Source organism: Citrobacter sp. wls714 (assembly GCF_005281025.1).
Lineage (GTDB): Bacteria > Pseudomonadota > Gammaproteobacteria > Enterobacterales > Enterobacteriaceae > Citrobacter > Citrobacter werkmanii.
In genome coordinates this window covers 1-206 of the sequence record NZ_SZWZ01000042.1, presented here as the reverse complement: position 1 = coordinate 206, position 206 = coordinate 1, and the positions used below count along the sequence as shown (strand labels likewise).

General features: G+C 51.5%; 1 rRNA gene. It reads right to left on the bottom strand.

Annotated elements, in window-relative coordinates:
- Positions 1-206 (bottom strand): 23S ribosomal RNA (locus FDX11_RS10200); the annotation flags it as partial.

Below are 206 nucleotides of genomic sequence, written 5' to 3'. Positions count from 1 at the left end.
CTTCACCTACATATCAGCGTGCCTTCTCCCGAAGTTACGGCACCATTTTGCCTAGTTCCTTCACCCGAGTTCTCTCAAGCGCCTTGGTATTCTCTACCTGACCACCTGTGTCGGTTTGGGGTACGATTTCGTGTTACCTGATGCTTAGAGGCTTTTCCTGGAAGCAGGGCATTTGTCACTTCAGCACCGTAGTGCCTCGTCATCAC